This is a genomic window from uncultured Methylobacterium sp. (assembly GCF_964251405.1).
Lineage (GTDB): Bacteria > Pseudomonadota > Alphaproteobacteria > Rhizobiales > Beijerinckiaceae > Methylobacterium.
Map to the genome: position 1 here is coordinate 1 of NZ_CAXUJR010000001.1, position 22,801 is coordinate 22,801.

Genomic DNA, 22,801 nt, shown 5'->3' on the forward strand with positions numbered 1-22,801 from the left:
CACACGATGCTCCCCATCGCGATCGCGACGAACAGTGCCGTCGGCCATCCCCAGCCGCCGCTGACATCGTGTGCGAGCCCGAACCCGAGCGGGCCGAGCGAGGCGAAGGTGTAGCCGACGCCCTGTGACATGATCGAGAGGCCGGCCGCGCTCTGCGCATCCCGCGCCCGCAGGACGATGATGGTGAGGCCGAGGCCGAACACGCCGCCGAGGCCGACCCCGAGCACGATCGCGAGGCCGGGAATCAGCGCCGAGGGTCCGAGGGACATGGCCGTGAAAGCGGCGGCGCAAAGCAAAATGAGTCCGACGACGAAGGCGCGCTGATCGCGAAAACGGCTTGCCAGGGCTGGTACGAACAGCGCGCTCGGCGCCTGGCCCAGGCTCATGATCGACGCGATGAAGCCGGACTCGACGGCGCTGAGACCACGGTCCTGCAGCAGGGCGGGAAGCCAGCCGAAGACGATGTAGGCCAGCGCCGATTGCAGGCCCATGAAGCCGGTGACCTGCCAGGCGAGACGATCCCGCCACAGCGCGCGGTCACCAAAGGCCGATCGGCCGAGTCCCGCCCCGCGAAGGGCCAGCGGCGCCCAGGCCAGCATCGCGATCAGCGCCGGGAGAATCCAGATCGTCAGCGCCAGCGGCCAGCCTCCACCGAGGATCTGGGCGAGCGGAACGCTGATCCCGGCGCCGGTCGCGGCCCCAAGGCAGAGCACCATGGTGTAGAGGCCCATCATCAGGCCGACCCGCGCAGGGAAATCGCGCTTGACGAGGCCGGGAAGGAGGACGCCGGAGAGCCCGATGCCGGCCGCCGCGAGGCAGGCGCCGAGGAAGAGAGCGGGAAGCACGCCCGTTCCGGCCAATCCGCCGAGGCCGCGCAGGCCCGAGCCGAGGGCGACGACAAGAATTGCGACGAGCACGCCGCGGTCCGGGCCGAGGCGCCGGATCACCAGCGGTCCCAGGGCGCAGGACAGGCCGAGGCACAGCACCGGAAGAGTCGTCAGCACGGCCGCGCCGGCCGCGCTGAGGCCGGTCTGCGCCATGATCCCGGTGAGAAGCGGACCGACCGTGGTCAGGGCGGGACGCATGTTGAAAGCGACCAGCATCATCCCGACCCCGATGAGGACGGGATGGATGGCCTTGCCGGGGGGAGGGCTCACGCGTCGCGGCGCCTCGCCACGATGGCGTAACCCAGGCTCGCCACCAGCATCAGGGCGAAGGGAATATCACCGAGGGAAGCGTAGGGCGTCCGCCCCGGCAAACGCGCGGGCAAGGCGGCGTCGAGAACGCCCTCCACGCCGAGAGGCAGACTGGCGGTGATGCGTCCATGGGCGTCGACCACCGCCGAGATGCCGGTATTGGCATCGCGTACCAGCGGCAGCCCCTCCTCGACCGTCCGCAGGCGGGCCTGCGCGAAGTGCTGCCGGGGACCCGGCGTATCGCCGAACCAGGCGTCGTTGGTGAGGTTGAGGATGAAGCCTGGGACCGGCGCTGGCGTCCCGGGAGCACCGTCCGGGACGATCGCGCCGGGAAAGATCGCCTCGTAGCAGATGGTGGCGGCGATCGGCGGCAGGCCCGGCACGGTCATGATCCGCTGCGCGGCGCGGTTGCCGGCGGTGAAGCCGCCGGGGATCGACACGAACTGGCGCAGGCCGACCGCCCGCAGGACCGCGTCGAGCGGCGCCGGCAGGTACTCGCCGAAGGGGACGAGATGGACCTTGTCGTACACGTCGCCCAGCGTCGGACCGGCCGAGAGCGTCATGATCGAATTGAAGAAGCGCGGGCGCTCGTCCGGGATCGGCTCGCCCATCCGGGCGGCCCCGGTGATGAGATGCTTGCCCTGCGGCAGCGCGGCGGCAATGCGTGCGATCGCTGCCGGGTCGCGCTGGATCAGGAACGGGAAAGCCGATTCGGGCCAGATCACATGGGTGATGTCGGAGAGCCCGATGCGATCGGGCGCCGAGGCGCGGTCGCTGAGTTCGATGTAGCGGTCGAGGATGTCATCGCGGTTCTCGGGGCGGAACTTGGCGTCCTGTTCGAGGTTCGGCTGCATCAGGCGCAGGCGCACGCCGGGAACGGTCGGGTCGGCGGTCGCCGGCAGTCGGGTGGCGCCGAAGCCGGCCAGCAGGATCAGGGTGAGAGCCGCGGCCGCACTCGGTCCCAAGCGTCCCGCGGCGCTCCCGCCGGTTGCGAGGGTGGCGGGCGCGGCGGCGATGGCGATGGCGAGGATCGTCAGGCCGTAGACGCCGATCACGGCTGCCCCCTGCATCAGCCAGAGGTTCTGGCCCAGCGCCAAGCCGAGCGTGTTCCAGGGAAAACCGGTGAAGAGGTGGCCGCGCAGCCATTCGCAGGCGGCAAGACCGAAGCCGAGCGCCACGACACGCCCGGCCCCGCGCGACCAGACCAGCCGCGCCAGGGCGAAGCCGACGCCGTAGAATAGGCCGAGCACGGCCGGCAGGCCGACTACGCCGAGCGGCAGCGCCCAGGCGAAATCCTGCGCCTCGACCAGGAACGCGGAACCGAGCCACCACAAGCCGGCGGTGAGATAGCCGAACCCCCAGGCCCAGCCGATGACGCCGCAGGCGAGCGCGGTGCGCAGGCCGCCCTTCCGTCCCGTGGCGGCCCCGTCCATCAGCCAGACGGCAAGGCTCAAGGACACGACGAGCGCGGGCAGGAGCCCGAAGGGCGGCATTGCAAGGGCGCCGAGGGCCCCGCTCCAGAAGGCAAGGAGAAGGCGACGCCAGCCCGACGTGAGCATCACCCATTGCGCGAGGCTCGCGAGCGGACCCGTTCCCGCCCGCCCGATATGCGGCACGGGTCCGGCCGCCTCGAAGGCACGATTCATGGCGTTGTCGTCACGGAGCGGACATGTCCGCGGGAGGATGGGCGCTCGGAGGCGGCAGGGCGAGCGGCACCACGGAGCCGATCCGCGTACGCGCAGGTTGCAGGCGAATCCGCTTCACCCGGCGCGGATCCGCGTCGAGCACCTCGAATTCGAGATCGCCCGGTCCGGCGATGACTTCGCCGCGCGAGGGCACGCGGCCGGCCAGCGTGACGATGAGGCCGCCGATCGTGTCGATCTCCTCGGCCATGTCGCCGACGGCGGCCACGAGATCGACGCCGCCCGCCGCCGACACCTCGGCGAGGCCGGCACGGGCGTCGGCGATGAAGACGTCCGGCTCGCCCTCGACACGCTGGACGCGATGGCCCTCGGCGACGTCGTGCTCGTCCTCGATGTCGCCGACGACCATCTCGATCAGATCCTCGATCGAGATCAGCCCATCGGTCCCGCCATACTCGTCGATGACGAGGGCCAAGTGGGTGCGGGTCGCCTGCATCCGCACGAGAAGGTCGATCGCCGGCATCGAAGGGGGCACGAACAGGACGGGGCGCTGGATCCGCGTCGAGGCCAGCGTCGCCGTGAGATCGACATTTCCGAGATCGAGCCCGCGCAGGGCACGATTCCCGCGCCTCGGCCGCGTCGTCGTCGGTTGGGGCGCTTCGCCGCCGACCGGCGGGGTCGCGGGAGCCCGGCGTGGGCTCGCCTCCGCTCGGGCGACGATGTGGTCGACGAAGTCGCGGATGTGGACCATGCCGCGAGGATCGTCGAGGGACTCGCCATAGACCGGCAGCCGCGAGTGCCCGGCGCTGCGGAAGATCTTGAGGAGGTCGCCGAGATTCGTCTCGATCGAGACCGCGAGGATATCGGCGCGGGGAATCATCACGTCGTCGACCCGCACCTTGTGCAGGCCGAGCACGTTCTTGAGCATCGCGCGTTCGATGGGCGAGAAGGCGTTCTCGCCGGATTCCGGCACCGCCAACGCATCTTCGATGTCGTCGCGCAGCGAATCACGCGGCCGAAGGTGGAAGACGTTGAGCAGGCGGTCGTACCAGGGTTCTCGCGCGGGCGCTTCGCGCGGAGTGGCTTCGCCGTCGGTAGCACTGAGCGCGGCCTGGGCCGCGCCGCGACTTCGATCGTTCGTCATGTCTCTCTGGTCTGGAATGGGACTCGGGTCGGTCCGGCGCGCCGCTCAATCCGCGTAGGGATCGGGGATGCCGAGGCCGCGCAGGGCGACGACCTCCAGGGCTTCCATGGCCTCGGCCTCGGAATCTCCGGTCTCGTGGTCCTGGCCGAGAAGGTGAAGGGTGCCATGGACGAGGAGGTGAGCGAGGTGATGGGCAAGCGGCTTCGACTGCTCCGCACTTTCGCGCAGCATCGTGTCATACGCAAGAACGACGTCGCCGAGCGGCACCGGTCCCTCCGCATGGCCGGGTTGCGGCGGGGCGGGAAACGACAGCACGTTGGTGGGCTTGTCCTGGCGACGCCAGGTCTTGTTCAGGTCCTGCACGACGGCGTCGGTGGTGAGGAGGATGCTGATTTCAACGCGCCGTGTGGACGGAGCGGGAGCGACGGCGAGGCCGGCCTCGACCGCCCGAATCACGAATTCCTCGAGGTCGGGCGTGACACCGTCCCAACGTTGGTCGTCGACGGCAACGTCGATCTCGGCCGATCTCATGCCAACGGCCGCCGGCGCGGATTGGCGTTGCGATCGCCCTGATCCGTCCCGTGCGCTGCCGATTCGTAGGCCGTCACGATCCGGCGCACGAGGTCGTGTCTCACCACGTCGACATCGCGGAAGGCGATGCGGCCGATGCCCTCGACGCCGTCGAGGATGTTCACCGCCTCGACGAGGCCCGACTTCTGGCCCGGCGGCAGGTCGACCTGGCTCGGGTCGCCGGTGATGATCATGCGTGAGTTCTCGCCGAGACGGGTGAGGAACATCTTCATCTGCATCGAGGTGGTGTTCTGCGCCTCGTCGAGGAGCACCACCGCGTTGGTCAGCGTGCGCCCGCGCATGAAGGCGAGCGGCGCGATCTCGATGAGGCCGGTCTGGAGGCCGCGGTCGACGTGGCGGGCCTCCATGAAGTCGTAGAGGGCGTCGTAGATGGGGCGCAGATACGGATCGACCTTCTCGCGCATGTCGCCGGGCAGGAAGCCGAGGCGCTCGCCGGCCTCGACGGCCGGGCGCGACAGGATCAGGCGCTCGGCATGGCCCTGCTCCAGCAGCGAGACCGCGTGGCCGACGGCGAGCCAGGTCTTGCCGGTGCCGGCCGGGCCTTCGGCGAAGACGAGTTCGTGGCTGCGCAGGGCCTTGATGTAGGCGTCCTGCGCGGCGTTGCGGGCGCGCACGGCGCCGCGCTTGCGCGTGGCGATCTGGTCGAAGACCGGGCGGTCCGGTTCGGCGCTGATCTCGTCCACGGGAAACAGCACGCCCTGCTGCGTCGTCTCCTTGATCGCGCCGTCGACGTCGCCGAGCGTCAGGGCGTGCCCGCCGTTGCGCACGCGGGCGTAGAGCCGCTCGAAGACCCGGCGTGCCTTCTCGGCGGCGTCGGGCGGCCCCTTGATCACGAGGTGGTTGCCGAGCGCAGTCGCGACGACCTCGAGACGACGCTCGATATGGGCGACGTTCTGGTCGTATTGGCCGAAGACGAGGCTCGCGAGGCGGTTGTCGTCGAAGGTCAGCGAGACCTCCACGCTCTCCACGATCTCGCCCACTCGGGAGGCGGGGCCGCGCCCGCGCAAGGGGCCGCCGCGCCCGTTCATGGCGTCGGATGCGGGCATGCGATTTTCCTCGAGGTCGGGGCCGGTCGAGCCGCGCTCACGCCGCCACCGCGGCGTCGTGGGCGATCTCGCCGAACAGGGTGTTCGTCCCCGCCCGGACGATCCGCACCGGAACCAAGGTTCCGATCACGGTCGCGGGCGCATCGATCTGCACGGTCAGGAGATGCGGCGTCTTGCCGACGACCTGGCCGGGCTCGCGCCCAGCCTTCTCCACCAGCACATCCACCACCGACCCGACGAAGCCGGCATTGTAGGCATGCCGCTGAGCATCGAGCAGGGCTTGCAGGGCGGCGAGACGCTCCGATTTCGCCGCCTCGGCTACCGCGTCCTCGCGCTCGGCGGCGGGTGTGCCGGGGCGGGGGCTGTACTTGAAGGTATAGGCGCTCGCGAATCCGATCTCGGCGACGAGACGCATCGTGTCGGCGAAATCCTGGTCGGTCTCGCCCGGGAAGCCGACGATGAAGTCCGAGGACAGCGCGATGTCGGGACGCGCCTCGCGCACCCTCGCGATGAGCCGGCGATAGGTGTCCGCATCGTGCTTGCGGTTCATTGCGTTCAGCACGCGGTCGGATCCGGACTGCACCGGCAGGTGCAGGAACGGCATCAGGGCCGGGATGTCGGCATGCGCCCGGATCAGGTCGCCGTCCATGTCGTTGGGATGGCTGGTGGTGTAGCGCAGGCGCAGCAGACCGGGGATCGTGGCGAGTTCGCGCATCAATGCCGGCAGCGCCGCCTGCGTCCCGTCCTGTCCGAGGCCGTGATAGGCGTTCACGTTCTGGCCGATCAGCGTGATCTCGCGGGTACCGCCGCGGGCCAGGGCCTCGGCCTCCGCCCGGATCGCCGCCACGCTGCGGGAGACTTCGGCGCCGCGGGTGTAGGGCACGACGCAGAAGGCGCAGAACTTGTCGCAGCCTTCCTGCACCGTGAGAAAGCTCGCGACCGCGCTGGTGCGGCGCGCGGGCAGGTGGTCGAACTTGTCCTCAATCGGGAAGGCGGTGTCGACCACGCGCTTCGTGTGCGAGGCGGCGAGCAGGGCCGGCAGGTTGTGATAGCTCTGCGGGCCGACGACCACGTCGACGGCCGGCGCGCGCGCCAGGATCTCGGCACCCTCGGCCTGGGCGACGCAGCCCGCCACCACGATCCGCGTATCCTGGCCCGACTCGCGCCGCGTTGCCTTGAGCACGCGCAGGCGGCCGAGCTCGGAATAGACCTTGTCGGCAGCCTTCTCACGGATGTGGCAGGTGTTGAGGATGACGACGTCCGCCTCCTCGACCATGTCCGTGGCGGCGTAGCCCTCGGCGCCGAGCACGTCCGCCATGCGGCCGGCATCGTAGGCGTTCATCTGGCAGCCGTAGGATTTGACGAAGGCTTTCTTCAAAATGCTCGGGTCCCGAAGCGCGGCTCGCTGGCGCGTGATGGAGACCGCCGAGTACCACAATCCCGCGTCCGCGTCGCGAGCCCGTGCCGTGACCGATCGCGCCGAAGCGGGTCGCGCGTCAGACCGCCGGCAGACCGGGGCCGGGCAAGTCGGCGGCGCTTCGGCTGCCCTCGTTGAAACGCGCCTCCTGTGCCGCCGGCTCCGCGCTCAGCGGCCGCCCGTAGCGCGTCTCCTGAAGGGCGGTGCGCACGGAGGCTTCGGCCATGGCGGTGGCGCGCTTGCGGTCGGTCCCGGTCTCGAAGGGAATCGGCTCGCCCCAGACCACATGGACGTCGATGGGGCCGCCGGAGAGGAAGACGGAGAGGTGTGGCGCCAGTTCCATGTCGCCATACCAGGCGATGTCGGGGCGCTCGCCCCGCGTCACCGCCATCCCGTTGCGGCGCGGATAGGCGATCGCCAGCGGCTGCAGCCGGATGCGGGTGTGCCGGTTCGTCTCCGAGTCGATGGCGGCCCGGGCCGCTCCGACGAGCGAGGAGCGGAACGGCAGCAGGCGGGTGCCGTCGCCCGTGGTCCCTTCCGCGAACAGGACGATGAGGTCGCCTTGCGCCAAACGCTCGGCGAGGGCGGCGTTGACGTCGGCGGTCGCCGCGCGCCGGGCGCGATCGATGAAGACGGTGCGCTGCAGCCTGGCGAGCAGCCCGACCACGGGCCAGCCCGCGATCTCGGACTTCGCCACGAAGGAGAGCGGCCGCAGGCTCCCCAGCACCAGGATGTCGAGCCAGGAGACGTGGTTGGAAAGCACCAGGGCCGGTTCGCCATGGCGTGGCGGCGCCCCGCTCTGGCTGACGCGCACGGAGAACAGCAGCAGGAAGACCCGGTGGAACCACGTCGGCAGGTGCGCCGCCACCCGACCGCGCCCGAAGCGCAGGCTCAGCCATTGCGGGCCGACGAGGACGACGAAAACCAGGACGCAGACGAGAAGCCGCAGGACGGTGCCGAACCGGGTCATCTCGGCCCGCGGCGCCTCACGAAACGGACGCCTTCATGGTCAGCGCCGTGGCGCGGCTGCCGTCCTTGCGGGCGTAGTAGCCGGTGCGCTCGCCGACCTGATTGAACCCGTGACGGGCATAGAGCTTGAGGGCGGGGACGTTGCCCTCGTCGACCTCGAGATGGACGCTGCGCACGCCGGCCTGGGCCAGATGGGCGAGGTGCTCGCGCAGGAGGCGGTGGCTCAAGCCGCCGCCGCGGACCGACGGTGAGAGAACAAGCGTCAGGATCTCGGCCTCGTCCGCGATCTTTCGCGAGAGCACGAAGCCCTGGACCGTTCCGCTACGCCACAGGGCGTGGGCTTCGGTCGAGCGTTCGCACAGCATACGCTCGAACTCGTGCGCGTCCCAGGGGCGGGCGAAGGCCGTGGCGTGGAGGCGCGACAGCACCGGGGCCTGCCCGGAATCCCTGAGGAGCGCGACGTAGGGTTCGGCACCCCAGGCATCCCACCAGGCCATCCACATGTCGAGGGGCCAGAACGGGGACGGCGATCGGTTCATCGACGGGCGATCCTCGCATGATCCTGCGGTGTGGCGTCGGCCCCGCGAAGATAGAGGGGGCGGGGCAGGGCCTGGGCCGGGTCGGCCAGGAGCCCGAGGGAGGCGACCCAGGCGATCTCCGGCGCTGCCGTCGACGCCACGACGGTCTCGAATCCGCGTGCGGCCATGATCGCCGAGAGGGCGGGCGCGCCCGAGCCGACGAGGGTCGCGCGCGCAGCGATCAGGGAGGCCGCCTCCTCCAGCGCGACGAGGCTCGGCGGTACTATGACGCCCTCGGTCAGGCTCATGGCCTGAAGGTAGACTGAGCCGTGGCGGGCATCGATGGCAGCGACGATGAGTCCCTCGCCGTTGGTGGCGAGCAGAGGCGCCAGGAGCGCCGACAACGTGGTGACCCCGACCACGGGGATGCCGGTGGCAAGGCCGATCGCCCGTGCCGCCGAGAGCCCGACCCGCAGGCCGGTATAGCTTCCCGGTCCCACCGTGACCGCGACCCGGTCCAAGCTCTCGAATCCACCCTCGATCCGCGCGACGACCCGTTCGACCAGAGGCAACAGGGCCTCGGCATGGCCGCGGGCCAGGATCATGGCTTCCTCGGCCAGCAGCGCGTCGGATTCGTCGGTCGCGATGCAGGCGGCACAGGAATCGAGCGCCGTGTCGATGGCCAGGATACGCAACATCACTCCCGATCGGGCGAAGATCCGTCAGGTCTTTGCAAGACGGCCCGCCGCAGAGGCGGGAGCTTAAGGCAAAAACGGAAGTGCGTCAGCGCGGGGAGGCCCCCTGCGCGACGTTCGGGCCGGAGTGTTGCACGGGCGCTTCGCCCGAGCCGCATGCCGGCCTGTCGATCAGACGGCGCGAACCTCCCGAACGTCGGGCAGGAAGTGCCGGAACAGGTTCTGGACGCCGTTGCGCAGGGTCGCTGTGGAGGAGGGGCAGCCCGAACAGGCCCCCTTCATCTCCAGGTAGACGATGCCCTCCTTGAAGCCCCGGAAGGTGATGTCGCCGCCGTCGCTGGCCACTGCCGGGCGCACCCGGGTCTCGAGCAGATCCTTGATGGTCACCACGGTGTCGTGGTCGGCCTCGTCGTAGAATTCCTCGGCGTCGTCGTCGGCGGTCGACGAACCCTCGGCCATCACCAGGGCGCCGGACTGGAAATGCTCCATGATGGCGCCGAGGATGGCGGGCTTCACCTGCGGCCAGGCATCGTCGCCGTCGGCCTTGGTGACCGAGATGAAGTCGTGGCCGAGATAGACGCCGCTGACGCCGGGAATGCCGAACAGGCGCTGCGCGAGGGGCGAGCGAACCGCCGCTTCGGCATCTCGCGCCTCGAACGTGCCCTCGGGCAGCACGACGCGACCGGGCAGGAACTTCAGGGTGGCCGGGTTGGGAGTGGCTTCGGTCTGGATGAACATGGTGTCTTACGATCCTCGTCCGCTGCGCCGGTTCAAGGCCGGCCGGGAACGGCGCCGGGAGAAACCGCCGCCATGGCTCATGTGGACCGTGCGGGGGATTTTCTCAACAGGGACCACCCAAGCCATGACGGTCCCTGTGGAGACGGCTCATGCGACGTTTCCACGACGGGCGCATCGACAAGGCGCGATCCATCCTGTAATGGCAGCGCCAACTCACAACAGGATGCCGAAATCCTGACGCCTAATGCTCCTTGCCGGAGCGCGGGCGCGACACGGCGGAGCATAACCGATGAACATCATCCAGCAGCTCGAGCAGGAGCAGATCTCTGCGCTCGGCAAGACCATTCCGGATTTCCAGCCCGGCGACACGGTGACGGTGAACGTCAAGGTCAAGGAAGGCGAGCGTACTCGCGTCCAGGCCTATGAGGGCGTTTGCATCGCGCGTTCGGGCGGCGGCATCAACGAGAGCTTCACCGTCCGCAAGATCTCCTACGGCGAGGGCGTCGAGCGCGTCTTCCCGATCTACTCGCCGCTGATCGATTCGATCGTGGTGGTCCGCCGCGGCAAGGTCAGGCGCGCCAAGCTCTATTACCTGCGCGACCGCCGCGGGAAGTCGGCCCGTATCGTCGAGCGCGCCGACCGCCCCGCCGAGAAGGCCGCCAAGGCCGATGCCTCGAAGGCGACCAAGGACGCCCGCAAGGCCGAGAAGGCCAGCAAGTCCGCCGCGAAGGCTGCCGCCGCCGAATGAGGCCATCGTCGCTGGGTTAGGCTTACGGCACTCTCCCTACGCTTTCAGAGAAGGCCGCGAGCCCATCTGAACGAACCGGACCGCTCGTCCGGCTTCGGTCTGAAACAACGAAGTCCGGCCATGAAGGTCGGCGGCAAAAAGCCTGCAGCGACACGATCTGTCGCTGCAGGCTTTTTGTTGTCTCGGCGCCGGCACCCGATCAGGGGTTCGGACTGAAAGCCGGGCTACCCGGCTCCGCCCTGACGCCCTTCATCGCGGAGGGAACCTCGGTGATATCGTCCATGACGAGTTGGTTCATCGCGCAGATGAACGAGGTCAGCCGGTAGCCGTCGTGACGCGAGAGGGCGTTGTCGAAGGCGCGGACGTTCCAGAACGGATCGTTGCCCCGGGTAATGGGGGCGATGCCGGTGAGATGAAGGCCATGCAGGAATTGCGCGGCGGGCCTTCCCTGTCCGGTCACGCCGGACACCGACGGAGCGAGGTCTTCACTGTCCCAAAGCAGCCCGTTCTGGTCCCGTCGCTGGGTGCGTGCCCGCGTCAGCCAGTGGTTGGTCACGGGGCAGTCGATCGGCGCATCCGCCAGCGTCGCGTAGGGGTGATAGGCCCCGGCGCCCGTCGAGTTCAGGCAGAGAAGCTCGTGGGTCGTCCCGAACGGTGCCGCCGAATCCAGGGCGTCCGCGAGGAGGCCGGCAGCCGGGCGGGGCGGATCGAGATTACCGATGGTGTGCGACTGCTCTCGCGAGGAATCCTGGAACGGGAAGGTCGACGCCAGGAGGGATAAGGTCCGGATCGGCAAGGTCATCAATCGCGCCAGCACATTCACGTGGCGGGGTTGAGAGCAGCTCTCGCCTGGCAGTCGACGACCTTCGAATCGGGCTGCGAGACGGTCGAGATAGCCCGCTGCCGGCCGGAAATCGAACTTGAAGGTCGGGAACAGGTCGTGGGTGGCCCAATCGTAGTCGACGCCCGCATCGAACATGCTGTCGGTGTTGGTCAGCCGTTGACGAATCCGCTGGCGGGCGCCGTTGAACCGGTCGTCGGAATCGAGTCCGATCCAGGCGCAATCGCCGGGTCGCAATCTGCCGGCCGGAAAGGCCAGCGCCGCCGTCACCGACATGATCACGGGCCGCTGCTCGATCGGGAAGAAACCGTCCGCGGCTCACGTCGGAAGGCGATGTGTGCGCATCGGCGTGGAAGGCGATCCTGTTCCAGACCTCCCGCTGGACCGCGGTCCACTTGGTCGCCTCGGAAGCGGGATTGATCAGTACGACGAGGTTGCCCAGGACAGGGGGCAGGACCTGCCCGAACTTGTGGCGCCTCACCGCCTTGATCAGGTCGTCCTTCAGGCCCGTGGCCAGCATGTTCCCGCCGAGGCTGTGGCCCGCGACGATCATCCTGTTATGGGTTCCGGGACCGCTTCCGTCGGCCAGGGGTGGTGGGTTCAGAACGCCTTCGAGGGTGCGGAGCGCCGAGATCGCCGCCGGTGCGATGGCCTCGCTGACGGGCTTCCTGTCGAACAGCGTCATTCCCGCCGAGAGGTCGCCGAGGACACCGCCGACGGGGGTGCCGAAATAATCCTTCAGCCCCCTCTCGTCGACGCGGGCGCCGCGCCAACCGACATAGATGCCGGTGACGTCCATGTCGCAGTAGCTCGGTTCGGTGGGGCAGCGCTGGGCGAGGAAGCGTGCGGCATGGGCAGCGTAGAGCCGGAGATCGGCCACGTTCCTGTCGCCGATCCGGGCGTCGTGGCGCCAGCCGTGGATGAAGACGATCACGTAATGCGAGCCGGTCCCGAGATGCTTCGTCAGGACGTCGAGCTGGGTGATTACGGGCTTGACGGCGGAGGCCGCCTTATTCTGCGCGTGCATCTCGCCTTCCATCGCGTTCCGCAGCATCGCACTGGTGACCTTGCGGTCGCTGCCGTCGACGCCGCTCGAGACCAGGGCGTAGGGTTCGCCGTTCTCCTGAAATTCGAGGAAGCCGAGATTGTATGAGATGTCCTTGGCGTTCGGGGCCGTGGCAGGGACGACGTGACGTTGCAGGGAGCAGCGAAGACGCGTCGTCCAGACGTCGTCCTTCGCCACGACCGCGAGCTCGTCGTTGCTGGTATCCATCCAGCCGCCGTCGGCGGCCTCCATGGACGTGCGCAGGGTGTCGCGTCCGACCTCGGTCAGCACCGTCCAGCCCCGGGCGAGGCCGTCCCGGCACGGCTCCGCGGTCGGATCGAGATTGCGATAGGCGCGGCTCTTCGCGGTGGAGAGCACGACGTAGTTGACGAACAGCAGCGCGAAGACGAGCAGCACCATCCCGACGAGGACCGACACCAAAGTCCGGATGAGGCCGGCATACAGCCTCCAGACCCACATGAGGACCGCGACGGGCCGCGACCGGCGAGCGCGAGCATCGATCGCGGCGGTTGCCGGCTTGCTCATGGGGAGTGCGACTTCATGGGCAAGACCTCGTGGGCAAGGCGGCAGCGAATCGCGTGTTGCCTTTCACGAGCCCCTATTCGCCTGCGACGGGGCGAAGGATACGCCGAACTTCGCGCCGGTATCAGCGCAGAGTGGCCGTCACCTCGATCTCGACCTTCATCTCGGGCAAGAGCAGGCCGATTTCGACGAGCATCGTCGCCGCTGGCCTGACCTCCGCCAGCACCCTCCCGCAGACCGCAAGCACGGCTTCGACGTCCTCGCGACGCGTGATGTAGTAGGTCACCCGCACGATGTTCTCGATGGAACTACCGCCGTCGGCGAGGACGTTACGGATGGTTCGCCAGCAGGCATCGGCCTGGGCCGCCGCATCCTCCGGCATCGTCATCGACGTGTAATCGTAGCCGGTGGTGCCGGCCACGAAGACGAAGCCGCCCTGCACCACCGCCCGCGAGTAGCCGTAGGCGGCCTCGAAGGGCGAGCCCGATGTGATGAGCCGGCGTTCGCTCATCCCCGCCGCAGGGCTTCGAGCACCTTCGCGCCCGGACGCCCCGTCTGTGGCATGCCGAGGCTGCGCTCCACCTCCTTGATTGCATCGCGGGTCTTCGATCCGACGCGGCCGTCGGGCTCGCCGACATCGTAGCCGCGGGCGGTGAGGCGGGTCTGGAGATCGCGGCGCTCGGCGCGCGACAGCGGCGGATCGTCGGTGGGCCACTCGGCCTGGATGCCGGCACGGCCCTTGAGGCGGTCGGACAGCACCGCGATCGCGAGACCGTAGGATTCGGCGGCGTTGTAGGAATAGATCGCGTCGAAGTTCTTCGTCACCGCGAAGGCCGGGCCGTCGATGCCGGCGGGGAGCAGGATGCCGATCGGTCCCTCGCCCGAGAGCGGCCGGCCATCGATCCGGGTGACGCCCATGGAAGCCCAGTGCGCGACCGCGTGCTTGTTCTTGCGGCCGGCCGAACCCGCGTTGAAGCCCTTCGGCACGCGGACCTCGTAGCCCCAGGAGAGGCCGTTCGACCACTTGGCGGCGCGCAGGAAGTTCGCCGTCGAGCCGACGGCGTCGGGCACCGAATCAACGACGTCGCGGCGCCCGTCGCCATCGAGGTCGACCGCGAGGCGCTGGTAGGTGGTCGGCATGAACTGGGTCTGCCCGAAGGCACCGGCCCATGAGCCGGTGAGCCGGGAGGGCTCGATCTCGCCGCGCTCGATGATCTTGAGGGTGGCCATCAGCTCGCCACGGAAGAAATCGCGACGACGGTTGCCGGAGCAGGCGAGGGTGGCCAGCGACTGGATCAGCGGCATCTTGCCGAGGTTCTTGCCGAAATTGGATTCGACGCCCCAGACGGCCGCGATGGTGTGGCGGTCGACCCCGTAGCGGGCTTCGGCCTGGGCGAGCGCCCCTGCATGCTGGCGCATCGCCGCCTTGCCGTCGTCGACCCGCTCCTCGTCGACGAGGGCCGCCATGTAGTCCCAGATCGGCGTCTTGAATTCCGGCTGGGCCTGGGAGAGCTCGATGACCTTGTCGTCGAAAGCGATCCCGCTCGTGGCCCTGCGGAAGCTCTCGGCCGAGACCCCCTGCGCCGCCGCCTGAGACTGCAGCCCCGACAGGCAGGACTGGAAGTCGGCGCGGGCGGAGGACGCCGCGAGGATAGCGGCCAAACAGGCGAGGGCGGACGTGGTGGCACGCGAAGTCATGGGGCCGTCTCCCGAGCGGTTCAGCGTCACGTCATCGTTAAGGCGCGGGCATGGTAAACGAACCGTAACGATCGGCGCTCAGGCCCAGCCGCGCGCGGCGAGCTTGTCCTCGTAGGCATCGATCTTCGGCGCGCGCTTCAAGGTCAGGCCGATCTCGTCGAGACCGTTGAGCAGGCTCTCCTTGCGACCCGGATCGATGTCGAAATGCAGGGTGCCGCCGTCCGGCCCCTTGATGGTCTGGGCTTCGAGATCGACCGACAGCGTGGCGTTGGCGCCGCGCTCGGCATCCTCGAACAGCTTCTCCAGATCCTCGGGCGAGACCACGATCGCCAGGATGCCGTTCTTGGCGCAGTTGTTGAAGAAGATGTCGGCAAAGCTCGTCGAGATCACGCAGCGGATGCCGAAATCGGTCAGGGCCCAGGGCGCGTGCTCGCGCGACGAGCCGCAGCCGAAATTGTCGCCGACGACGAGGATCTTGGCATTCCGGTAGGCCGGCTTGTTCAGGACGAAGTCCGGGTTCTCCGAGCCGTCGTCGCGGTAGCGCATCTCCGAAAACAGGCCCTTGCCAAGCCCCGTCCGCTTGATCGTCTTCAGGTACTGCTTGGGGATGATGCGATCGGTGTCGACGTTGATGATCCGCATCGGGGCGGCGACGCCGTCCAGGGTGGTGAACTTATCCATCTCTCGTCCGTACGTCGTGGTCGCCGCCGGGTGCCGGCACAGGTCGCCCGCGTTCTAGCAGGGGCGCAGGGGAGCCGGAAGCCGCTGTCTCGCCGCCGTCGTCGCAAGTCCTTATGATGGCGGCCGAGCCGGAACCGGGGACAGGCGATGACCGAGACGAACAACCAGTTCAAGAAGGCGCCCAAGCGCAAGAAGGAGAGGGCCCGGGTGGTCTCCGTCTCGCCGGAGATGCGGCAGGCCTATGCCGACCTCATCAAGGAGCGAGAAGAGCGCGAGGAATACGCCAAGCACCTGCCGGCCAACGACAAGGGCCGTTGAGCCGACGCCACAAAAACGGCCGAATAAAACGGCACTCGACCTTGGCGGCTCCCTTGCCGCCGTACGAAACCCGTCGTGTCTGCCGAACGTGGCTCGCATTCCGCCAGCCCCGATCCATGGCATGAGATCTTCGCATCCCGCGGAGCTTCAGGAAATCGAAGCCAGGAAATCGAAGCGATGAGTCTCGACGAGGTCAAGCCGCACGAGCGCGACCGCGAGGTGATCGACCTCGAGGTTCAGCGTGCGCCGGATCTGTACCGGACTGCCGAGATCGCCCCCCGGCCGGCGGAGCGGCGGCTGCCGATCCTGCTGCGCAAGGCGCGCGCGCGACTTGACTGGTCGCAGATCCCGAGCCTGCCGCAGCGAAGCACCAAGCCGGTCAGTCTGGGCGCGTCGCTGATGAAGCAGATCGGCCTGTTCGTCGTGCTGCCGACGGCGATCATGGCGGCCTATCTCTTCCTCGTTGCCTCCGACCAGTACGTGGCGGAGGCACGCTTCGCCATCCGGGGCAATGTCGAGCCGATGGGCGATGTCTCGCTCGGCGAGTTCACGTCTCTCATCAGGAAGCACAACAGCCAGGACAGCTTCGTCATCAAGGAATTCATCGGCAGCCAGAACATCGTCGAGCAGGTCGAGAAGTCGCTCGGGGTCTCGCGCATGTTCTCGCGTCCGGAGGCCGACCTCTGGGCGCGCTTCTGGGCGCCCCAGCCGATCGAGTACCTGACCAAGTACTGGAACCGGCAGGTCGAGGCCCATATCGACGTCATCTCCGGCATCATCACCCTGACGGTGCGCGCCTTCACGCCCGAGGATGCGCTCACCATCAGCAAGGACGTCGTCGCGCGGTCCGAGCTGCTGATCAACGACATCGCGCGCCGCGCCCAGGCCGATATGGTCAGGCAGGCGGAAGCCGACGCCGCCAAGTCCCAGGAGCGGTTGCGCAACGCCTATGTGGGCCTGCAGGCGTTCCGGAACCGCTGGGGGATCATCGATCCGGCCAAGGCGGCGGAATCGACGGTGATGACCCTGATGACCCTGCGGAAGGACAAGCTCAAGGCCGAGTCCGACCTCCAGGTCCTTCGCGGTTCTTCCCTCGACGAGAAGTCGCGCAGCATCCAGGTGCTGGCGGCCAACATCGCGGCGATCGACCAGCAGATCCGGCAGTTGCAGGATCAGTTGACCACCGACGGGATCACCGCCGGCTCGGCCACGAACATGACCCAGGCGCTTCTCGAATACGAAGGCCTGCAGGTCGAGCGCATCATCTCCGAGAAGCTCAACGAATCCGCGAATTTCCTGCTCGACCGCGCCAGGATCGAGTCGAGCAAGCAGCACGTCTTCCTGTCGACCTTCGTGCCGCCGTTCCTGCCGGTCGCCTCGCTCTATCCCCGCCGCTGGTATACCTTGACCGTGGCGTTCTTCTGCTTCCTGGTCCTGTGGAGCTCGACCTCTCTGGTCGCCGCCGGCCTCAAGGACCAGCGACTCTGAAAGACCGTCGAGCGCGCTCTCAAGCCTGATCCTGCAGATGTCCGATTTCGCCGACCTCGTCGCCCGTGCCGTCAACCCTTCGATGACCCGCGAGGAACGCGACGCGGTGTACCGCGTCGTCAAGGACGCGCTCCGGAGCTTTCAGGATCGCGAAGGTCTCTCGGCGAACGACCCGCGTGCGGCCTTGCAGCAGCACCTCGTCGAGGAGACCATCCGCGACGTCGAGTTCGATATCGGCCGCATCGTCTCGTTGCAGAAGCTGGAGCGAGCCTTCGCCGCGCAGAACGCGGGCGAGAACGATCAGGGCTGAGGCCTCAGCCGTAGGCGGCCATGCGCACGTTGCCCGGCTCCGCGACCGCAAGCCCGGCATCGCCATACTCGTTGAGCTTGTTGCGCAGGGTGCGGATCGAGATCCCGAGGATCTTGGCCGCGTGAGTGCGGTTTCCGAGGCAATGATCGAGGGTATCGAGGATCAGGTCGCACTCGACCTGCGCCACCGTGCGGCCGACGAGACCGCGGGTGGCGGCTTCGGCGACCTGGGCGGCGCGCTCCACCGGCCCTAGCGCCGCGGAGATCGAATCGCCCTCGGGCGTCAGGATGGAGTCGGGGCCGATCTCCGGGCCGGAGGCGAGGAGGACAGCCCGGTGGAGGGTGTTCTCGAGCTCGCGCACGTTGCCGCGCCAGGGATTGTCGCGCACGAGCCCCTCTGCCTCGCGGCTCAAGGGGCGCACGGGCAGGCCGTTCACCTCGGCGTATTTCTTCGCGAAATGGCCCGCGAGTTCGAGGATGTCGGCGGGCCGCTCGCGCAGGGGCGGCAGCCGCAGGTGGACGACGTTGAGCCGGTAGAACAGGTCCTCGCGGAACGTGCCCTTCTTGACCTCGTCGAGGAGGTTGCGGTTCGAGGTGGCGAGCACCCGGATGTCGACCTTCACGGGGGCGGAACCGCCGACGCGGTCGATCACCCGCTCCTGAAGGGCGCGCAACAGCTTCGATTGCAGGCGCACGTCCATCTCGGAGATCTCGTCGAGAAGCAGCGTGCCGCCGTTGGCCTCCTCGAACCGGCCGATCCGGCGGGCGACGGCGCCGGTGAAGGCGCCCTTCTCGTGGCCGAACAGTTCGGATTCGAGCAGTGCTTCGGGGATCGCCGCGCAGTTTACCGAAACGAACGGCCGCGACCCACGGTTCGATTTCTGGTGGACGTGCCGCGCGAGCACCTCCTTGCCGGTCCCGCTCTCGCCGGTAATGAGGACCGAGGCTTCCGAGCGCGCCACCTGCTCGGCGAGCTTGACCACCCGCTCCATCGAGGCGTCGCGCCAGACGAAGGCGCGGCCGTCCTCGGAGACCGCCTGCAGCACCGCCGCGATCAGCTCCGGGTCGGGGGGAAGCGGGATGTATTCCTTGGCGCCGGCCTGGATCGCGGCCACCGCCGCCTTGGCGTCGGTGGCGACCCCGCAGGCGACGACCGGGGTGCGGATGCGTTCGTCGGCGAGCGCCGCGACGAGGTCGCGGATGCTCAAGGACACGTCGATCATGACGAGGTCGGCGCCCTTGGCGCGCAGTACCGCGAGCCCCTGCTCGACGCTGTCGGCATGGGTCACCGCCGCCCCGCGGTTCATGGCGATCTTGGAGGCGGTGACGAGCTCGCTCTTGAGCCGTCCGATGATCAGAAGCCGCATCGCGGTCACTCCAGGTCGTGGGCCTCAGAGGCCGGGTTCGTGTTGCTCCGACACCCTGCCGGTCGGCAGGGCGTCCGGATCGTCAGTCGTCGCTCTTGATGATCTCGGTCATGGTGACGCCGAGCCGGTCCTCGACCAGCACGACCTCGCCGCGGGCGACGAGGCGGTTATTGACGAAGATGTCGATGGCCTCGCCGACCTTGCGGTCGAGTTCGAGCACGGCACCCGCCTGGAGCCGGAGCAGGTCGCCGATCGGCATCCGCGACGAACCGAGCACCGCCGACACGACCACCGGCACGTCGAAGACCTGTTCGAGGTCCGACGCGCTCTTGGGCGTCGTCGGCGCGTCGCGGATCGATTCGGTGCCGAGCCCGTCGAAGGAGGCGTCGGCACCGTTGAGCTGCGGCAGGCTGAAATCGTCGGCGGACATGGCGGCTCGCGGGTTCAGACGGGACAGGAATCGGGGGGCGGGGAGCCCGCGGGATGGCCGAGGGTTTCGAGGATCGCAGCCTCGATGCGGGCGCGGTCGCGCACCACGCCGCCGTCGGCCCACTCCATCCGGGCATCGCCGGGCGCGAGATTGGGCTCGCCGAGAACGACGAGGCGGCCCTCGAAGCCGCGCTCGCGCGCGAGCCGCTTCACCAGGGCCTCGGCATCGTCGAGGAGGCTGTCATGGACCCGCACGACGAGGTGGGGGACGCCGCGCAGATGCTGCAGGGCGGCGCGCGCCGCATCCGCGATCGCCTCGAGGGGCTGTGAGTCGAGGGCGTCGCCGGCGATCTTGCGTGCCAGCGCCATCGCGAAGGCCATGGCCTCGTCCTCGCGCTCGGCATCGCGGGCATCGGATTGTCCGAGGAGGCCGGCGGCGGCGAGCCCGAGCCGCGTGATCGCGTCCGCGAGCCGCGCTTGCGCCTGATGCTCAGCCTGGGCGCGGCCCTCCTGGACGCCGCGGGCATGGGCCTGAGCGGCGGCTTCCGCAAGCGCCGCGGCTTCCTTCGCGGCATGGGCTCCGCCGTCGGGACGGCGGAAGTCGGTGTCGAACAGGAAGCGAGGGGCGTTCAATAGACCAGCTCCTCTTCGCCGCTCGACTTGGCGATCATGATCTCGCCCTTCTCGGCCAGTTCCTTGGCGAGCTCGGTCATCTTGGCCTGGGCCTCGTCGACGTCCTTGAGGCGGATGGGTCCGAGCGATCCCATCTCGTCGGTGATGTTCTTGGCTGCCCGCGTCGACATGTTGCCGAGGAAGAAGCTGCGCACGCGCTCGTCCGCGCCCTTGAGCGCGCGGCAGAGAGTGTCGTTGTCGACCTTGCGCAGGAGCGTCTGGACGGAGCCCGGATCGAGCTTGAGCAGGTCCTCGAAGGTGAACATGAGCTGGCGGATCTTCTTGGCCGAGCCGCGATTGGCCTGGTCGAGCGCCGACAGGAAGCGCCCCTCCGTCTGCCTGTCGAAGGCGTTGAAGACGTCGGCCATGAGTTCGTGCGCGTCGCGGCGCGTGGTCTGCGCGATGGTCGAGACGAACTCGACGCGCAGCGTCTCCTCGATGTGGCGCAGGGCCTCTTTCTGCACCGTCTCCATGCGCAGCATCCGGTTGAGGACGTCGATCGCGAACTCTTCCGGCAGGATCGTGAGCACCTTGGCGGCGTACTCGGCGCGGACCTTGGAGAGCACCACCGCCACCGTCTGCGGGTACTCGTTGCGCAGGAACGAGGCGAGAATCTCGGGGTCGATCTGGGTCAGGCTCGCCCAGACGCGCTTGCCCGAGGCGCCCTTGATCTCCGCCATGATCGAGGAGACCTGGTCGGTCGGGAAGATCTTGAGGAGCAGCGACTCGGTGCGCTCGAAGTTCGAGGTGATGCCGCCGCCCGAGGAGAGACGCGAGACGAAGTCGACGATGAGATTCTCGACGGTCTCGGCTTCGAGCGAGCCGAGCTGGACCATGGCGTGCGAGACCTTCTTGATCTCCTCCTCCTCGAGGAGCTGCCAGATCGGCGCCCCTTCGGTTTCGCCAAGCAGAAGGAGGAGCGCAGCGGCGCGCTGTGCGCCCGGCATCGCCGCGAAACCGGCACCCCCGAGCGAGCTCAGCTCCTTCGTGACGTTCAACCCCGAGGACATGCCGTCAACTCCTCACACAACCGAACGGAAACACCGACCACGCCATCGCCATGGGTCTCAATTGTCCTGGATCCAGTTGCGCAGGACCTCCACGGTCTCGCCGGGGCTCGCGCGCACCATGTCGACGACTCGCTGAACGGTCTCGGCCTGGACCTTGCCGTTGAGCTGCGCGAAATCGACGAGCTGGGCGGTCTTGTTCTCGCGCGGCACCAGCTTCTCGCCGGCGTCCCCACCGGCCAGGGCGGCGGCCATGGTGAGCTTCGGCAGAACCGGCTCTGGCGTCAGCACACGGCGGACGAGCGGCCGGACCACCGCCATGAGGACAATCATGGTCAGGAGGGCGAGGACGGCGAGCTCGACGATCCGCAGGATCTCCTCCTTGCTCGGCGACATCAGCGTCTGCAAGAGCGAGGGCTCGGTGAATTCGGCCGGCTGGGGCGTCTCGGCAAAGCGCAGGTTCACGACCTCGACCTGATCGCCGCGGCCCTTGTCGAAGCCGATCGCCGAGCGGACGAGGGCGGCGATGCGGTCCATCTCGGCATTCGGGCGCGGCTGGTAGGTCGGCTTGCCGTCGGGGCCGGGCGCATAGGCGCCGTCCACCACTACGGCCACGGACAGGCGCTTGATGCGGCCGCCCTCGACCACCTCGGTCTTGGTGACCCGGGAGATCTCGTAGTTGGTGGTCTCCTCGTTCTTGTTGGATGCGTCCTTCGGCCCCTGGTTGGCACCCGACTTGTCGGTTCCGGGCAACTCGTTGCCGACGGTGGTGGCACCCTCGGCGGCACTGGTCTGCGAGGTCTCGGACCGGGTCTGGGTCGAGCGGACGACCCGGCTCTCGGGATCGAAGGTCTCTGAGCGGCTTTCGATACGGTTGGCGTCGAGCTCTGCGCTGACCTGGATGCGGGCGCGGCCCGCGCCGACGATGCCGGCGACGATCTCCTCGATCTGCGAGCGCAGCCGGCGCTCGATCCCGGTCTGCTTCTCCTCCATGCCGATGCCGGTCTCGGCTTCGGGTCCGCGGGCGCCGTCGGCGAGCAGCCGTCCGCGCTCGTCGACGATGGAGACGCGGTCGGGCTTCAGCCCCTCTACGGCGGAGGCCGCCAGATGCCGGATCGCCCGCACCTGGGAGGTGTCGAGGTCGCCCATGAGCTTGAGGACGATGGCGGCGCTCGGAGCCTGGCGGTCGCGCTCGAACAGGCGCCGCTCGGGCATGACGAGGTGGACGCGGGCGGCCTGGACCCGGCCGATGGCGCGGATCGAGCGGGACAGTTCACCCTCCAGCGCACGCAGGTGGTTCACGTTCTGGACGAAGTTGGTGGACGAGAAGGCGTCGCCCTTGTCGAAGATCTCGTAGCCGACGCCGGTGGCACTCGGCAGCCCCTTGCCGGCGAGATCCATGCGCAGCCGCGGCAGGTCGGCGCGCGGAGCCATGATGGTCTGCCCGGCATCGCCCTTGGTCTCGTACTTGATGCCGCGCGCATCGAGGTCGCGGATGACGGCGCTCGAATCCTGCATCGAGAGATCGGCGAACAGGACGCCCATGTCGGGCTTCGAGACGCGCAGGATCACGAAGGCGAAGAAGCCGATCAGCGTCAGCGTCACGGCCGCCATGGCCGCAAGCCGCGCCGGTCCCAGCTTGGTCACCAGATCGAGGACCGATTTCACGACGCGACGAACCCACCCCGAACGGCGGCT

24 protein-coding genes are annotated in these 22,801 nt (G+C 68.5%); 4 read left to right on the forward strand and 20 right to left on the reverse strand.

All coding sequences use genetic code 11. The annotated features are described in order from the left end of the window. From ACFE7U_RS00005 to ACFE7U_RS00050, 10 genes are all read right to left on the reverse strand, one after another. The coding region (locus ACFE7U_RS00005) for an MFS transporter (protein WP_375407671.1) at nucleotides 1-1,157 on the reverse strand (1,157 nt) is incomplete at its 3' end. Beyond that, nucleotides 1,154-2,842: an apolipoprotein N-acyltransferase gene (gene lnt / locus ACFE7U_RS00010; RefSeq protein ID WP_375407672.1), complete on the reverse strand. Its 1,689-nt coding sequence runs from the start codon at nucleotides 2,840-2,842 to the stop codon at nucleotides 1,154-1,156. The genes ACFE7U_RS00005 and lnt, both read right to left, overlap by 4 nt. Nucleotides 2,843-2,852: 10 nt before the next feature. Then, a complete protein-coding gene (locus tag ACFE7U_RS00015; protein ID WP_375407673.1) occupies nucleotides 2,853-3,983 on the reverse strand; it encodes a hemolysin family protein in 1,131 nt (376 codons plus the stop codon). A 45-nt stretch (nucleotides 3,984-4,028) separates the two neighbouring features. After that, nucleotides 4,029-4,514 (reverse strand): rRNA maturation RNase YbeY, encoded by a 486-nt coding sequence (ybeY, locus tag ACFE7U_RS00020; RefSeq protein WP_375407674.1) that lies wholly within the window; start codon nucleotides 4,512-4,514, stop codon nucleotides 4,029-4,031. Next, a complete protein-coding gene (locus ACFE7U_RS00025) occupies nucleotides 4,511-5,620 on the reverse strand; it encodes a PhoH family protein (protein WP_375407675.1) in 1,110 nt (369 codons plus the stop codon). The genes ybeY and ACFE7U_RS00025 overlap by 4 nt, the downstream gene beginning before the upstream one ends. A 37-nt stretch (nucleotides 5,621-5,657) precedes the next feature. Next, the gene (miaB, locus tag ACFE7U_RS00030; RefSeq protein WP_375407676.1) at nucleotides 5,658-6,998 is read right to left on the reverse strand and encodes a tRNA (N6-isopentenyl adenosine(37)-C2)-methylthiotransferase MiaB; all 1,341 of its coding nucleotides are present in this window, start codon (nucleotides 6,996-6,998) and stop codon (nucleotides 5,658-5,660) included. 118 nt (nucleotides 6,999-7,116) lie between these two features. Further along, nucleotides 7,117-8,007, reverse strand: coding sequence for a lysophospholipid acyltransferase family protein (locus ACFE7U_RS00035; protein ID WP_375407677.1), 891 nt, complete (start codon nucleotides 8,005-8,007; stop codon nucleotides 7,117-7,119). 16 nt (nucleotides 8,008-8,023) lie between these two features. Next, entirely contained in the window at nucleotides 8,024-8,545 is a 522-nt protein-coding gene (locus ACFE7U_RS00040) for a GNAT family N-acetyltransferase (RefSeq protein WP_375407678.1), read from the reverse strand. Beyond that, nucleotides 8,542-9,219, reverse strand: coding sequence for a tRNA (adenosine(37)-N6)-threonylcarbamoyltransferase complex dimerization subunit type 1 TsaB (tsaB, locus tag ACFE7U_RS00045; protein ID WP_375407834.1), 678 nt, complete (start codon nucleotides 9,217-9,219; stop codon nucleotides 8,542-8,544). Before tsaB ends, ACFE7U_RS00040 begins: the two co-directional genes overlap by 4 nt. Nucleotides 9,220-9,390: 171 nt before the next feature. After that, entirely contained in the window at nucleotides 9,391-9,957 is a 567-nt protein-coding gene (locus ACFE7U_RS00050; protein ID WP_375407679.1) for a NifU family protein, read from the reverse strand. Between the two features lie 289 nt (nucleotides 9,958-10,246). On the opposite strand from ACFE7U_RS00050, the gene rplS reads away from it, so the two are divergent. Further along, a complete protein-coding gene (gene rplS, locus ACFE7U_RS00055) occupies nucleotides 10,247-10,705 on the forward strand; it encodes a 50S ribosomal protein L19 (protein ID WP_375407680.1) in 459 nt (152 codons plus the stop codon). Nucleotides 10,706-10,904: 199 nt separating this feature from the next. On the opposite strand, the gene ACFE7U_RS00060 is transcribed toward rplS, so the two are convergent. From ACFE7U_RS00060 to leuD, 5 genes are all read right to left on the reverse strand, one after another. Beyond that, nucleotides 10,905-11,507, reverse strand: coding sequence for a hypothetical protein (locus ACFE7U_RS00060; protein ID WP_375407681.1), 603 nt, complete (start codon nucleotides 11,505-11,507; stop codon nucleotides 10,905-10,907). Further along, the gene (locus ACFE7U_RS00065) at nucleotides 11,419-13,029 is read right to left on the reverse strand and encodes a hypothetical protein (protein ID WP_375407682.1); all 1,611 of its coding nucleotides are present in this window, start codon (nucleotides 13,027-13,029) and stop codon (nucleotides 11,419-11,421) included. Before ACFE7U_RS00065 ends, ACFE7U_RS00060 begins: the two co-directional genes overlap by 89 nt. 229 nt (nucleotides 13,030-13,258) lie before the next feature. Then, nucleotides 13,259-13,645, reverse strand: coding sequence for a RidA family protein (locus ACFE7U_RS00070; protein WP_375407683.1), 387 nt, complete (start codon nucleotides 13,643-13,645; stop codon nucleotides 13,259-13,261). Next, a complete protein-coding gene (locus ACFE7U_RS00075) occupies nucleotides 13,642-14,832 on the reverse strand; it encodes a lytic murein transglycosylase (RefSeq protein WP_375407684.1) in 1,191 nt (396 codons plus the stop codon). Before ACFE7U_RS00075 ends, ACFE7U_RS00070 begins: the two co-directional genes overlap by 4 nt. Nucleotides 14,833-14,910: 78 nt before the next feature. After that, nucleotides 14,911-15,513, reverse strand: coding sequence for a 3-isopropylmalate dehydratase small subunit (gene leuD, locus ACFE7U_RS00080; RefSeq protein ID WP_375407685.1), 603 nt, complete (start codon nucleotides 15,511-15,513; stop codon nucleotides 14,911-14,913). A 147-nt stretch (nucleotides 15,514-15,660) separates the two neighbouring features. Between leuD and ACFE7U_RS00085 the strand changes: the two genes are divergently transcribed. From ACFE7U_RS00085 to ACFE7U_RS00095, 3 genes are all read left to right on the forward strand, one after another. Further along, on the forward strand, nucleotides 15,661-15,831 hold the full coding sequence (locus ACFE7U_RS00085; protein WP_375407686.1) for a hypothetical protein: 171 nt from the start codon (nucleotides 15,661-15,663) through the stop codon (nucleotides 15,829-15,831). 177 nt (nucleotides 15,832-16,008) lie between these two features. Further along, nucleotides 16,009-17,319: a capsule biosynthesis protein gene (locus ACFE7U_RS00090; RefSeq protein ID WP_375407687.1), complete on the forward strand. Its 1,311-nt coding sequence runs from the start codon at nucleotides 16,009-16,011 to the stop codon at nucleotides 17,317-17,319. Between the two features lie 37 nt (nucleotides 17,320-17,356). After that, nucleotides 17,357-17,629, forward strand: a complete 273-nt coding sequence (locus ACFE7U_RS00095; protein ID WP_375407688.1) for a hypothetical protein — start codon at nucleotides 17,357-17,359, stop codon at nucleotides 17,627-17,629. Nucleotides 17,630-17,633: 4 nt separating this feature from the next. Here the strand turns inward: ACFE7U_RS00095 and ACFE7U_RS00100 are convergent, their stop codons facing one another. The 5 genes from ACFE7U_RS00100 to fliF form a co-directional block, all read right to left on the reverse strand. Continuing rightward, nucleotides 17,634-18,995, reverse strand: coding sequence for a sigma-54-dependent transcriptional regulator (locus ACFE7U_RS00100; RefSeq protein WP_375407689.1), 1,362 nt, complete (start codon nucleotides 18,993-18,995; stop codon nucleotides 17,634-17,636). Nucleotides 18,996-19,077: 82 nt separating this feature from the next. After that, nucleotides 19,078-19,425, reverse strand: a complete 348-nt coding sequence (gene fliN / locus ACFE7U_RS00105) for a flagellar motor switch protein FliN (protein ID WP_375407690.1) — start codon at nucleotides 19,423-19,425, stop codon at nucleotides 19,078-19,080. 14 nt (nucleotides 19,426-19,439) lie between these two features. Next, nucleotides 19,440-20,057: a flagellar assembly protein FliH gene (locus tag ACFE7U_RS00110; RefSeq protein ID WP_375407691.1), complete on the reverse strand. Its 618-nt coding sequence runs from the start codon at nucleotides 20,055-20,057 to the stop codon at nucleotides 19,440-19,442. Next, complete coding sequence (gene fliG / locus ACFE7U_RS00115) at nucleotides 20,054-21,106, reverse strand: flagellar motor switch protein FliG (RefSeq protein WP_375407692.1); 1,053 nt, start codon at nucleotides 21,104-21,106, stop codon at nucleotides 20,054-20,056. The genes ACFE7U_RS00110 and fliG overlap by 4 nt, the downstream gene beginning before the upstream one ends. A 57-nt stretch (nucleotides 21,107-21,163) precedes the next feature. After that, complete coding sequence (fliF, locus tag ACFE7U_RS00120) at nucleotides 21,164-22,771, reverse strand: flagellar basal-body MS-ring/collar protein FliF (RefSeq protein ID WP_375407693.1); 1,608 nt, start codon at nucleotides 22,769-22,771, stop codon at nucleotides 21,164-21,166. Nucleotides 22,772-22,801: the final 30 nt, after the last annotated feature.

Excerpts from the sequence above, each read along its gene's own strand:
- lnt (WP_375407672.1), bottom strand. The coding sequence starts at position 2,842 with ATGAATCGTGCCTTCGAGGCGGCCGGACCCGTGCCGCATATCGGGCGG.
- ACFE7U_RS00015 (WP_375407673.1), bottom strand. The coding sequence starts at position 3,983 with ATGACGAACGATCGAAGTCGCGGCGCGGCCCAGGCCGCGCTCAGTGCT.
- ybeY (WP_375407674.1), bottom strand. The coding sequence starts at position 4,514 with ATGAGATCGGCCGAGATCGACGTTGCCGTCGACGACCAACGTTGGGAC.
- ACFE7U_RS00025 (WP_375407675.1), bottom strand. The coding sequence starts at position 5,620 with ATGCCCGCATCCGACGCCATGAACGGGCGCGGCGGCCCCTTGCGCGGG.
- ACFE7U_RS00035 (WP_375407677.1), bottom strand. The coding sequence starts at position 8,007 with ATGACCCGGTTCGGCACCGTCCTGCGGCTTCTCGTCTGCGTCCTGGTT.
- ACFE7U_RS00040 (WP_375407678.1), bottom strand. The coding sequence starts at position 8,545 with ATGAACCGATCGCCGTCCCCGTTCTGGCCCCTCGACATGTGGATGGCC.
- ACFE7U_RS00050 (WP_375407679.1), bottom strand. The coding sequence starts at position 9,957 with ATGTTCATCCAGACCGAAGCCACTCCCAACCCGGCCACCCTGAAGTTC.
- rplS (WP_375407680.1), top strand. The coding sequence starts at position 10,247 with ATGAACATCATCCAGCAGCTCGAGCAGGAGCAGATCTCTGCGCTCGGC.
- ACFE7U_RS00060 (WP_375407681.1), bottom strand. The coding sequence starts at position 11,507 with ATGACCTTGCCGATCCGGACCTTATCCCTCCTGGCGTCGACCTTCCCG.
- ACFE7U_RS00070 (WP_375407683.1), bottom strand. The coding sequence starts at position 13,645 with ATGAGCGAACGCCGGCTCATCACATCGGGCTCGCCCTTCGAGGCCGCC.
- ACFE7U_RS00075 (WP_375407684.1), bottom strand. The coding sequence starts at position 14,832 with ATGACTTCGCGTGCCACCACGTCCGCCCTCGCCTGTTTGGCCGCTATC.
- leuD (WP_375407685.1), bottom strand. The coding sequence starts at position 15,513 with ATGGATAAGTTCACCACCCTGGACGGCGTCGCCGCCCCGATGCGGATC.
- ACFE7U_RS00085 (WP_375407686.1), top strand. The coding sequence starts at position 15,661 with ATGACCGAGACGAACAACCAGTTCAAGAAGGCGCCCAAGCGCAAGAAG.
- ACFE7U_RS00090 (WP_375407687.1), top strand. The coding sequence starts at position 16,009 with ATGAGTCTCGACGAGGTCAAGCCGCACGAGCGCGACCGCGAGGTGATC.
- ACFE7U_RS00095 (WP_375407688.1), top strand. The coding sequence starts at position 17,357 with ATGTCCGATTTCGCCGACCTCGTCGCCCGTGCCGTCAACCCTTCGATG.
- ACFE7U_RS00100 (WP_375407689.1), bottom strand. The coding sequence starts at position 18,995 with ATGCGGCTTCTGATCATCGGACGGCTCAAGAGCGAGCTCGTCACCGCC.
- fliN (WP_375407690.1), bottom strand. The coding sequence starts at position 19,425 with ATGTCCGCCGACGATTTCAGCCTGCCGCAGCTCAACGGTGCCGACGCC.
- fliG (WP_375407692.1), bottom strand. The coding sequence starts at position 21,106 with ATGTCCTCGGGGTTGAACGTCACGAAGGAGCTGAGCTCGCTCGGGGGT.